The sequence below is a fragment of the Sphingobium cyanobacteriorum genome (genome assembly GCF_030580935.1).
Taxonomy (GTDB): domain Bacteria; phylum Pseudomonadota; class Alphaproteobacteria; order Sphingomonadales; family Sphingomonadaceae; genus Sphingobium; species Sphingobium cyanobacteriorum.
Map to the genome: position 1 here is coordinate 231,047 of NZ_JAUQOM010000006.1, position 10,745 is coordinate 241,791.

11 protein-coding genes and 1 pseudogene are annotated in these 10,745 nt (G+C 63.6%); 7 read left to right on the forward strand and 5 right to left on the reverse strand.

Annotated features, from left to right (window positions below; all coding sequences use genetic code 11):
* From secD to Q4610_RS13650, 6 genes and pseudogenes are all read left to right on the forward strand, one after another.
* The gene (gene secD, locus Q4610_RS13625; RefSeq protein WP_304536495.1) at positions 1-1,599 is read left to right on the forward strand and encodes a protein translocase subunit SecD; all 1,599 of its coding nucleotides are present in this window, start codon (positions 1-3) and stop codon (positions 1,597-1,599) included.
* 19 nt (positions 1,600-1,618) lie between these two features.
* The gene (secF, locus tag Q4610_RS13630) at positions 1,619-2,605 is read left to right on the forward strand and encodes a protein translocase subunit SecF (RefSeq protein ID WP_304536496.1); all 987 of its coding nucleotides are present in this window, start codon (positions 1,619-1,621) and stop codon (positions 2,603-2,605) included.
* Between the two features lie 92 nt (positions 2,606-2,697).
* Positions 2,698-3,009, forward strand: a complete 312-nt coding sequence (locus tag Q4610_RS13635; RefSeq protein ID WP_425262567.1) for an Mth938-like domain-containing protein — start codon at positions 2,698-2,700, stop codon at positions 3,007-3,009.
* 141 nt (positions 3,010-3,150) lie between these two features.
* A complete protein-coding gene (locus tag Q4610_RS13640) occupies positions 3,151-4,269 on the forward strand; it encodes a Ppx/GppA phosphatase family protein (protein ID WP_304536498.1) in 1,119 nt (372 codons plus the stop codon).
* Complete coding sequence (locus Q4610_RS13645; protein WP_304536499.1) at positions 4,266-4,970, forward strand: RlmE family RNA methyltransferase; 705 nt, start codon at positions 4,266-4,268, stop codon at positions 4,968-4,970. Before Q4610_RS13640 ends, Q4610_RS13645 begins: the two co-directional genes overlap by 4 nt.
* A gap of 45 nt (positions 4,971-5,015) precedes the next feature.
* Positions 5,016-6,050: pseudogene (locus Q4610_RS13650) on the forward strand (YifB family Mg chelatase-like AAA ATPase); the annotation flags it as partial.
* On the opposite strand, the gene Q4610_RS13655 reads toward Q4610_RS13650, so the two are convergent.
* The 4 genes from Q4610_RS13655 to Q4610_RS13670 form a co-directional block, all read right to left on the reverse strand.
* On the reverse strand, positions 5,957-7,564 hold the full coding sequence (locus tag Q4610_RS13655) for a recombinase family protein (RefSeq protein WP_304536500.1): 1,608 nt from the start codon (positions 7,562-7,564) through the stop codon (positions 5,957-5,959). The pseudogene Q4610_RS13650 and the gene Q4610_RS13655 overlap by 94 nt on opposite strands.
* 47 nt (positions 7,565-7,611) lie before the next feature.
* Positions 7,612-7,956, reverse strand: a complete 345-nt coding sequence (locus tag Q4610_RS13660; RefSeq protein WP_304536501.1) for a DUF3768 domain-containing protein — start codon at positions 7,954-7,956, stop codon at positions 7,612-7,614.
* A 124-nt stretch (positions 7,957-8,080) separates the two neighbouring features.
* Entirely contained in the window at positions 8,081-9,130 is a 1,050-nt protein-coding gene (locus tag Q4610_RS13665) for a hypothetical protein (protein ID WP_304536502.1), read from the reverse strand.
* A gap of 38 nt (positions 9,131-9,168) precedes the next feature.
* On the reverse strand, positions 9,169-9,540 hold the full coding sequence (locus tag Q4610_RS13670) for a hypothetical protein (RefSeq protein ID WP_304536503.1): 372 nt from the start codon (positions 9,538-9,540) through the stop codon (positions 9,169-9,171).
* On the opposite strand from Q4610_RS13670, the gene Q4610_RS13675 reads away from it, so the two are divergent.
* Complete coding sequence (locus tag Q4610_RS13675; RefSeq protein WP_304536504.1) at positions 9,502-10,149, forward strand: hypothetical protein; 648 nt, start codon at positions 9,502-9,504, stop codon at positions 10,147-10,149. The genes Q4610_RS13670 and Q4610_RS13675 overlap by 39 nt on opposite strands.
* 58 nt (positions 10,150-10,207) lie before the next feature.
* Here the strand turns inward: Q4610_RS13675 and Q4610_RS13680 are convergent.
* Positions 10,208-10,745: hypothetical protein (locus Q4610_RS13680; RefSeq protein WP_304536505.1), on the reverse strand; the 538-nt coding region annotated here is incomplete at its 5' end.

Below are 10,745 nucleotides of genomic sequence, written 5' to 3' on the forward strand. Positions count from 1 at the left end.
ATGCTGAACTTTTCGCGCTGGGCGGTCGCCGCGATCCTCCTGCCTCTGGTCATCGGCATATTGTGCGCGGTGCCGACCTTCCTGCCCGACGCGACCGTCGCAAAGCTGCCCGGCTTCATGCAGACGCGGGTCAATCTGGGCCTCGACCTTGCCGGCGGCAGCCATCTGCTGCTGGAAGCGTCGACCCAGGATGTGGCGAAGCAGCGGCTGGCCAATATGGAGGAGCAGGTCCGCACCGAACTGCGCCGGGGCGATCCCAGGATCGCGATCGGCGACATCAGCGCGCGCGACGGGAAGCTCAGCTTCATGGTCCGCAACCCCGCCCAGGTGGACGCCGCTGTCGAGCGTATCCGGCCGTTGACGCAGGGGGCGGGCCTGACCGGCCAGCGCGACTTCAATGTCGAGGTGGTCAACAGCTCCACCATCGTCATCACCCCGACCCAGGCGGGGATCGACAATGCGGTCAAGAGCGCGATGGAAGTCGCGACCGAGGTGATCCGCAAGCGCATCGACGAAATGGGCACGCGCGAACCCACGATCCAGCAGCAGGGCGGCAACCGCATCGTCGTGCAGGTGCCGGGCTTGCAGGACCCCAAGGCGCTCAAGGACCTGCTGGGCCAGACCGCCAAGCTGGAATTCAAGCTGGTCGATATGACCGCCAACCCGTCCGAAGTCGCGCAGGGGCGCGCGCCGGTGGGCAGCGAAGTCCTGCCCTATCCGGGCAATCCGGCGGGACCGCCGGTGATCGCGGTCAAGCGGCAGGTGATGGTGTCGGGTGAAGACCTGACCGATGCGACGCAAGGGTTCGACCAGAATAACCAGGCGATCGTCAATATCCGCTTCAATGGCTCCGGCGGGCGCAAGTTCGGGCAGGTGACGTCGCAAAATGTCAACCGCCCCTTCGCCATCATCTTGGACGGCAAGGTGCTGTCCGCGCCGAACATCAATGAACCGATCCTGGGCGGCAGCGCGCAGGTGAGCGGCAGCTTCACCGTCGAAAGCGCCAACCAGCTCGCCATCGCGCTGCGGTCGGGCAAGCTGCCGGTCGCGCTGACCGTGGTGGAGGAACGCACGGTCGGGCCGGGGCTGGGGGCGGATTCGATCCGCGCCGGCCTGATCGCGTCGATCATCGCGGTGGTCGCGGTCGCCGCCTTCATGTTCCTGAGCTATGGGCGCTTTGGCGTCTATGCCAATATCGCGGTCGCCATCAACGTGCTGGTGATCCTGGGCGTGATGGGCATATTGGGCGCGACGCTGACCCTGCCGGGCATCGCCGGTTTCGTGCTGACGATCGGCACGGCGGTCGACGCGAACGTGCTGATCTACGAGCGTATCCGTGAAGAGCGGCGGCGCGGGCGTGGCGTGGTGCAGGCGATCCAGTTCGGTTACAAGGAAGCCAGCCGCACCATTTTCGAGGCGAACGTGACCCATGCCATCGCCGGCGGGATCATGTTGGCGCTCGGCTCCGGCCCGGTCAAGGGCTTCGCGATCGTGCTGCTGATCGGCATTGCGACCAGCGTGTTCACGGCCGTCACCTTTACCCGCCTGCTCGCCGCGCGCTGGGTCCGCACCAAGCGCCCGACCGAAATCAATATCTGACGGGGCGGGAGAGAATATCATGAAACTGCTTAAGCTCGTCCCCGACAACACCAATATCGGCTTCGTCGCGATCCGTAACTGGGCCTTTGCGCTGACCGCGCTGCTGACCGTGCTGGCGGTGGGCGCGACGGTCTATAAGGGCCTCAACCTGGGCGTCGATTTCGTCGGCGGCCTGATGATCGAGGCGAAATTCCCGCAGAATGTCGAAACCGACAAGGTGCGCGCCACCATCGGCACGCTGGGCGTGGGCGAAAGCGCGCTCCAGCAGTTCGGCGATCCCAGGACGGTGCAGATCCGCCTGCCCCTGCCCGAACAGGGCGGCGCGGGCGCGGCCAATGCCGTGGTCGAAAAGACCCGGCAGGCGATGGTCGCGCAATTCCCCGGCGTCACCTTCTCCCGCTACGACACGGTATCGGGCAAGGTGTCGGGCGAACTGATCCAGAATGGCGTGCTGGCGGTGGTGCTGGCGATCATCGGCATCGCGGTGTTCAGTTGGTTCCGCTACGAATGGCAGTTCGGCGTCTCCACCTTCGTCGCGATCGTCCATGACGTGCTGATGACGCTGGGTTTCTTCGCCATCACGCAGATGGAATTCGACCTCAACATCATTGCCGCCGTGCTGACGATCGTGGGCTATTCGATCAACGACAAGATGGTGATCGACGACCGCATCCGCGAAAATATGCGTAAATACCGCAAGATGGACATGAAGGCGCTGATCGACCTGTCGGTCAACGAAACGCTGCCGCGCACGGTGATGACATCGTTGACGGTGATGCTGGCGCTGGGTGCGCTGCTGCTGTTTGGCGGCCATGTGCTGCGCGGCTTCACCGCGGCGATGATGCTGGGCATCATCGTGGGCACTTACTCGTCGGTCTATGTGTCGTCCTCGCTGCTGATCACGCTGGGCCTGACGCCGCAGGTGGCGGAAAAGAAGGCGACGAAGAAGGGCTATGCCGGGACCGCCGAGCGGGTGGGACCGCGCGACGACGGCGCACGGCCCTGACCGCCATGTCCGGTGATGCAGGCATCACGCTGCGCCGCGACGATAGCGGCCAGGGGCCGATCGTCACCGGATTCCAGGGCCGGGGCTTTCGGGTGCGCGACGATGTGTTTCCCGATGGCCTGCTGCTCAGCCCGGTGCGGGCGCTGGCCTGGGCTGATGCGCCGGCGTCCGTGGAGGTGCTGACGCTGGAGGCGCTGGGCGATCTGTTCGCGACCGATCCGGCCCCCGAATTTCTGCTGCTGGGGACCGGCGCGGGCCTGCGCCAGCCGCCGCGCGCGTTCGTGCGGGCGGTCGAGGCGCTGGGCATCGGCGTCGAAGCGATGGACAGCCGCGCGGCGGCCCGCGCCTGGGGCGTGCTGCGCGCCGAGGAGCGGCGGATCGTCGCGGCGCTGCTGCCCCTGTAAAGGGTGACGCGCCCGCGCCGGACGCCCCGCCCGTGCCCCGCTTTTCCCCGCAGCTTGCGTATCCGCCATTATCTGCTTAAGCATGGGTGCAAGTTCCGGTCCCGTCTTTGGGGCTGGCGATAAGCAGAAGCGAGTTACGGCATGGTGCAGCAAAGCCGCCCATCGCCGCAGAGTCCCGGCCCGACCGGCCGTTATGCGGGCAAGCGTGCCCGTTCCGGTCCGGGCGATGGGAGCCAGGCTGCGGCCATTCCTCCCCCCGCGGTGCAGCGGGGTCTTTCGTCCCATGGTGCGCGGGATCGCCGTTCCTATGCCGCCATCGACCTTGGCACCAACAACTGCCGCCTGCTGATCGCCAAGCCGTCCGCCGACGGCTTCATCGTCGTGGACGCCTTTTCGCGGATCGTGCGGCTGGGGGAAGGGCTGGCGTCGAGCGGGCGGATCAGCGACGCGGCGATCGATCGCGCCATCGCGGCGCTGTCGGTCTGCGCCGACAAGCTCAAGCGCCGGCATGTGACGCTCGCCCGGTCGGTCGCGACCGAAGCCTGCCGTCGTGCGTCCAACGGGGCGGAGTTCATCCAGCGCGTCTATCGCGAAACCGGCATCGCGCTCGACATCATCAGCGCGCAGGAAGAAGCGCGGCTCGCGGTGCTGGGCTGCCATGCGCTGCTGGAGCCGGGCGACGGGCCGGCGCTGATTTTCGACATTGGCGGCGGATCGACCGAACTGGTGCTGGTCGACGCCCATGGCGATGGCGCGCCGCATATCGTCGATTGGGTGAGCGCGCCTTGGGGCGTGGTGTCGCTGACCGAGAGCGAGGCGTTCGAGCATGACGATCCGGCGGAGCGGCTGGCCGCCTATGGCCGGATGCGCGCGCGGGTGAGCGAGGCTTTCTTGCCGCTCGCCCGGCGCTTGCCGCAGGGATTACAGGATATTCGCCTGCTGGGCACGTCCGGCACGGTGACGACGCTGGCCAGCCTGCACCTCAACCTGCCGCGCTATGACCGGCAGGTGATCGACGGGCTGATCGTGCCGTGCGAATCGATGCGGGCGATTTCCGACCGGCTATCCGGCATGACCCTGGCCGAACGGCAGAAGCTGCCCTGCATCGGCACCGAGCGCGCCGACCTGGTGGTGGCGGGCTGCGCGATTTTGGAATCGATCCTCGACATCTGGCCGGCCGACCGGCTGGGCGTGGCCGACCGGGGGATTCGCGAAGGCATATTGCGCGGCCTGATGGACCGCGACGGGAGAGTGATGTGAGAGGGTCCGGCGTCGGCAAGGTACGGGTCAAGACCGCCAGGGGCCGCACCGCGCAGTCGGTGCGCTGGCTGGAGCGGCATCTGAACGATCCCTATGTCCGCAAGGCGAAGGCGGAAGGGTGGCGCAGCCGCGCCGCCTTCAAGCTCATTGAACTGGACGAGAAATTCCATTTCGTGAAGGGATCGAAGGCGGTCGTCGACTTGGGCGTCGCGCCGGGCGGCTGGGCGCAGGTGGTCCGCAAGATGGCCCCGAAAGCCGCCGTGGTCGGCATCGACCTGCTGCCGGTCGATCCGATCCCCGGCGTCACCCTGTTAGAAATGGATTTCATGGACGACAAGGCGCCGCAGATGCTGCGCGATGCGCTGGGCGACGCGCCGGACCTGGTGATTTCGGACATGGCGGCCAACACGGTCGGCCATGCCGCGACCGACCATCTGCGCACCATGGGGCTGGTCGAGGCGGCGGCCTGGTTCGCGGTCGAAAATCTGCGTAAGGGCGGGACGTTCGTGGCCAAGGTGTTCGCTGGCGGGACGGACGGTGAACTGCTGGTGCTGCTCAAGAAGAATTTCACGACGATCAAGCACGCCAAGCCCCCGGCCAGCCGCAAGGGCAGCGTGGAATGGTATGTCGTGGCGCAGGGGTTCAAGGGGCGTGCCGACGAGCCTGCGCGGGATCGGACCGGGGAGCCGATCGAGGAATAGTCCGGCGACGGACTGACGGGGCAGCGGGAAAAGGCGGGGGAGCATTTGGTCGCAACGGTATCGACGGTCGCCTATCTGGGGCTGGAGGCGCGCGCCGTGGAGGTGCAGTGCCAGTTGGTGCCGGGCCTGCCCAATTTCATCCTGGTCGGCCTGCCCGACAAGGCGGTGGCCGAAAGCCGCGAGCGGGTGCGCAACGCCATCGCCGCGATCGGCCTGTCCTTGCCGCCCAAGCGGATCACGGTGAACCTGTCGCCCGCCGACCTGCCCAAGGAAGGGTCGCATTTCGACTTGGCCGTAGCGCTTGCGCTGCTGGGCGCGATGGGCGTGATCGATGCGGAGACGCTGGCGGGTTATGTCGTGGTGGGCGAACTGGGGCTGGACGGGCGGACCGCGCCGTCGCCCGGCGTGCTGCTGGCCGCGCTCCATGCGGGCAGCCGGGACATGGGGCTGGTCTGCCCGGTCGCGCAGGGGGCCGAAGCGGCCTGGGCCGGGGAGGTGGAGGTGGTCGCCGCGCCCGACCTGCTGAGTCTGCTCAACCATTTCAAGGGTATGGCGGCGCTGTCGCCGCCCCAGCCGGGCGTGGTGGAAGCGCCGGTGCGGGGCGCGGACCTGAAGCAGGTCAAGGGGCAGGAGGTCGCCAAGCGCGCGCTGGAGATCGCGGCGGCGGGCGGGCACAACCTGCTGATGGTCGGCCCGCCGGGCGCGGGCAAGTCGCTGATGGCCAGTTGCATGCCCGGCATCCTGCCCGACATGACCCCGGCCGAGGCGCTCGAAAGCTCGATGGTGGCAAGCGTCGCCGGCACGCTGGAGGGCGGGCGGATCAGCCGGGCGCGGCCGTTCCGCAATCCGCATCACAGCGCGTCGATGGCGGCGCTGGTCGGCGGCGGATTGAAGGCGCGGCCGGGCGAGGTCAGCATGGCGCATCTGGGCGTCCTGTTCCTGGACGAACTGCCGGAGTTCCAGCGGACCGTGCTCGATTCGCTGCGTCAGCCGCTGGAGACGGGCGAGGTGACGGTGGCGCGGGCTAACGCGCATGTGACCTTCCCCGCGCGGGTGCAGCTCATCGCGGCGATGAACCCGTGAGGCCGCGTGGCCCAACTGCCATCAGTTAAAGGAAAGGATGGCGTTGCGCCGCCCGGCGATGGTTCTGGCAGACTGCCGGAGCCGGGATTGAAGAAGAGGTCGATTTCCACTTCTCCATCATGGATGACAATGCGTTCCACGATGGCTTCGACAATCTGGCGCTGCTCCTCGCGTGGGAGCATGGGCCAGCGAGTATAGAGGTCTTGGGCTTCGCGGATGATTTCCTCTTGGGAGAGGAAGCTGATCCGCACGGCATCAATTTCAGCCTGGGTGCGTGGGATTTCGTCCCCAAGCTGTTTCAAGCGTTCGCCGATGCCCTTGTAGCGGGAACCAAAACCTTCTTTGTCGATGGCTCCCGCTTGGTAAAGGTCATAGAGTTTGTCGGCTTCGGCGGTCACTTTCCGTTCCTCACGTTGGAGGAGGGCGAGCAATTCTTCCCGCTGTTTGAGGCTTTGATCACTCTCTGATAGGTAGCGGGCAATCTCCTCCGGTGAGAACACGAAGTCCCGCAGTTGCTCGTGGAAGATGGCTTCGAGATCGGCCACCGGAATCTTGTTCCGGCAGTCATGGCAGATATATTTTGGACTGTTCGACGGCACATACATTTTGGTGCCGCAGCCGCAGAAGGTCAGGCCAGCAAACAACTGCACCGTCTTTTTGGTGATAGGCTTGGCAGCCTGTTGCTGGGCCGTGATGATGGCCGTGCATTCTTCCCAGAGGGCTTCGGAGAGGATCGGCTCCACCTCGGTATATACCCACTCGCTTTCGGGCTTGAGCGCCCAGCTTTTCGAGCGATCATCCGTTTTTGTGTAGTTGGCGCGGTGAAGCCCCTTGGCCGTGGGATCAAGGAGGAGCCGGGATATGGTCGTGTCGGAAAACGCAGAACCATTCCGGGTGCGGTGGCCCCGTTCATTGAGGATACGGGCCACCGTTTTCTTCCGGCGATGTTCCCGAAAGAGTTCGTGGAGAAGCACGCGGACGGGTGCTTCTTCGGGGTCAGGCACCAGCTTCTTGTCGAGCCAGCGATAGCCAAATGGAGCGGCTCCGCCGATCGGCTTGCCGAGCTTGGCGCGCACCGGAACAGAGGCCGCGACTCGTTCGGCAATCTCTTCCCGTTCCCACTGCGCCATAGCGGCGATCATGGTGAAGAAGAGGCGACCGGCTGGGGAACTGGTGTCGATGGCTTCTTGGAGCGAAACCAAGTCCGCCCCTTCATTTCGGAAGATTTCCGCGAAGTCCAGAAGTTCGCGGGTGTTTCTGGCCAAACGGGCCAGCTTGGAAAAGACCAAACCACTGATCCGTCCGGCCCGAATGTCTGTAAGCATCCGCTGGGCCTCTGGATGGGCCATGACGGCTTTTCCGCTCACGGCCTCTAGACGGTAGACTTCCGCGACCGTCCAGCCCTTGGCTTCGGCATAGGCGGCAGCGCGTTTATGATGGGTTTCCGGGCTTTCGCCGCGCACCTGATCTTCGGTGGATACACGTATCCAGATGCCAACGGTTTTCGACATGGCACACTCCTGTTAGAAGGTGGCTGCTCCAGAGAGCAGCCACCATATCAGTATTCACTGGCGAGCATCAGGGTGAGCACGCGCGTTGTTTTTGCTGGATCAGCCGCATTGGGCGAATAGGCCTGGAGCGAAAGATCATACGGATCGATCTTGAAAAACAGGCGTTCGCCTTCGAGGTTGAAGGCTCCAAAATCATGCTCACCGTAAGGATCATTGTCCTTAGTGAAGGCGTCGAAAGCGCGAACAGCCCGAACGGCAGCCAGGACGAAGGCCGGGCCTTTGGCACTAATCCCAGATGTGACCAGAAACGTGCCTTGGCCCTCACCGTGCTTCCGGAACCGATCATTTTGACGGCGGACTTCCGCCCGCCAGTCGGCAGAATGTATTTCCATTGGTGTTCTCCCTGCGTAGGGTGGCCGTCCGAGGGAATCTCGGACGCACCCGCCGCAGGGCGAACAGGATGGATGAGGGTTAGGGCTGCCTTTGGGAGTGGCGTTTCAGCCCAGCTTGGCGATGTTAAAGGGCGTCCCAAAGCTTGGCTGAAATGAGAATGCGAACGGGCGCGCCATCGCCCATCATCTGGAAAAAACGCTTTGCTTCCCCGTAGTTGTGAATGGCGGTCGATATTGGGAAGGACGCATCTCGATGGCTGCCCCAACTCGTCAAACGTTCTAAGTTGCTGACCTCGAAGAACGACCGAAATTCTTTGAGGCGGCTGGGAGCCTCATCGAGTTTCTGCAACTGGGCTTTGATATTTGCGTAGACCGTTGCCCGCGCTTCGCTGGACAAGGCCGCTACGTAGTCGATCACCGCCCCGTCATCCGCGCCGACCGGATAGGTTTTTAGGGCATCAACGATGCTTTTGAGGTCACTGGCGGGCGTGAACTTGTTGGCAACGGCAAGGCCACCATTCATGCGCCCAAACCGAATGGCGCGGGTTTCTATTGTTGACCCGGATGCGCGCAGACCGCGCGGCCCGGCTCCACCTGAGGACTGCATCACTTCATCAACTATCAGTTCGCCTCCATTCTTGACGATGTGGCGAAGGCGGCGTTGGTAGCGAGCGCCATCTTTGCGGAATTGAAGGAATACCCGCTCTGCCTCCTCCGCCACCGGCAAGAGCGCGTGGAGGCGGGCGATCTGAAGAGCGAGTGTTGGTATGGTGTCGAGCAGATAGTTTTCTTCCAGCGCGGTCTTCTGCTTGGCTTCCCATACGCGATCGGCCACCAGCCGATTAGCTCCGTCCGCGCAACAATGGCCAATGGCCGCTATCGCTCCCAGGCGTGGAAAATATACCAGCCGACCATCGAGAAACTTGTTACCCTGGTCGCACATCGGGCACCGTGCCCGATCCTGCTCCGGGCGCTTGTCGCGCGCGATCGACACCATCGCCAGAATTTCAAACGGTTCGTCAGAAGCGATTGGCCCCTGATGGAGGCGGCTATCGGATTCCGGGTGGCCGGTGGCGGCGATATGCGTCTTCACCTGTTCGATCACGAACCACGATGGGCGCTCGTGCGTGGCGGCTACAGGAGAATCGGGCATTGCGCGGGAAGCGGCGGGCATGACTGATACATATCAGGAACGAATCACAGAGGAAACGCCTATTCCCTGACGGTGTGACTGGTGAAATAGGCTAGTCCCAGAGCGGCGGCATCGAAGAGAGATTGGCGGGCATCTTCGTTCATCCAGATTTTGCGGATGGGCGGCAGGCGATGCCGGAACGCGGGTATCTCTTCGGCGATGACCAGCGCGATTTCGTGTTTGGTGCGCGCGCCCACGGAGGCAAAGCACTGTCGGATGGCGGCGCGGTCAAATTGATGGACCATCATCTGATTTGATTCGCCGAGATGGCGAAGGGCGAGGGCCAGCGCCCGAACGCGCGGCGAGCGATGGGCATCTTTGGGCTTGCAGTTCGGGAGAATGAGCACTGTCGGATGATGCTGCTCGATGATGGCACGCACCGCTTCCAGCACGCGGGCGTTCTTTTGTTTGGTGCGTATGTCTTTGAGGCCCCAATCAAATGGGGCGAGCGGTCCCTCAAAGAGCACGAAGGCAAAGCCCCGTGTCGTGGGCGCGACAGCCAACACAAGGTCAGGATACGTTTTTCTTGGCATAGATTTGATATTTTAGGAGTGAGGCTCCTCTTGGCCTTGGATGGAGCGTTTCAAGACGCCTTCAAGCAGCACTTTCTTCTGTTCGGCAGCGGCGCTGTGGTCATGTTCCAGCTTTTGGAGCATCACATAGGCACGGCGGGTAACGCCATCTTCCACCTCGGCGTAGAGGTTGGGGAAAATATGATGGGGCGGATAACCAAACAGCACTTTGCAGGCGATGGCTACTCGGAGGCTCGGCGCACGTTTTCCCCGCTCAATGCGAGAGATCACCGTGCGGCCCCCACATCCGAGCAGGCGGGCGAGTTCGGGTTGCGTGAGACCCCATGCTCGCCGCTCGCGCCGCAGCCGATTAGAGAGCGCGCTTTTCCTGTTTCCTTTGTTGGACATATTTGTTTTTTTGGACAGCGCTTAGAGTGGCTGCCGGTATCTCTATTTTTCCCGATACCGTTCGTTCCTCCCAGAGGGTGAAAGGAAGCCATCTTGGCAACTTGGGTGGACATAGGGACATAGGGACGTATCCAGCGGCTCAGGGTGAGCGTGCATAGGGCGTAACCCCGTAGCGGGGACACAGGGCATCGACCTTGGCTTTTTCGACGATGGGGACAACATAGACGCCTTGGGTCTTGTAGCTCGTCAGGTGCAAACGGGTGCGGAGCAGACTGCCGAGATACCGGGCTGTCACGGGACGTTCAAAGTCGGGGCCGACGCGCGCGGCGAACACTATTGCAATTTCGGTCAGTGGCACCGCCTTGCGGCATTGGTCGGCCAGCAATTCACTCAATACCTCCAAGAGGTAGGCTTCTGGCAAGGTGGCTCGCTCCTGAGCGTGGGTGCGTTCCAGACTGCGCGCCGACGCTTTGATGTCGGCCCGCACGGAGGCATCCTCGATAATGGAGAGGAGCGGGACCAAAATCTGATTGAGGCGCGAGGACAGGGCCGGATTGAGAACGGCGGAGCAATATTCGACCACGGTAGCGGCGGGATAGTCCTGCTGCGGGCGGCGTAAAAGTCGTCCACCTTGAAGCCTTTCTGCCGAGTCAGGGAGGTGTGGGGATCTACAGCGT

Excerpts from the sequence above, each read along its gene's own strand:
- secD (WP_304536495.1), top strand. The coding sequence starts at position 1 with ATGCTGAACTTTTCGCGCTGGGCGGTCGCCGCGATCCTCCTGCCTCTG.
- secF (WP_304536496.1), top strand. The coding sequence starts at position 1,619 with ATGAAACTGCTTAAGCTCGTCCCCGACAACACCAATATCGGCTTCGTC.
- Q4610_RS13640 (WP_304536498.1), top strand. The coding sequence starts at position 3,151 with ATGGTGCAGCAAAGCCGCCCATCGCCGCAGAGTCCCGGCCCGACCGGC.
- Q4610_RS13655 (WP_304536500.1), bottom strand. The coding sequence starts at position 7,564 with ATGTCGAAAACCGTTGGCATCTGGATACGTGTATCCACCGAAGATCAG.
- Q4610_RS13660 (WP_304536501.1), bottom strand. The coding sequence starts at position 7,956 with ATGGAAATACATTCTGCCGACTGGCGGGCGGAAGTCCGCCGTCAAAAT.
- Q4610_RS13665 (WP_304536502.1), bottom strand. The coding sequence starts at position 9,130 with ATGCCCGCCGCTTCCCGCGCAATGCCCGATTCTCCTGTAGCCGCCACG.
- Q4610_RS13675 (WP_304536504.1), top strand. The coding sequence starts at position 9,502 with ATGATGCTGCTCGATGATGGCACGCACCGCTTCCAGCACGCGGGCGTT.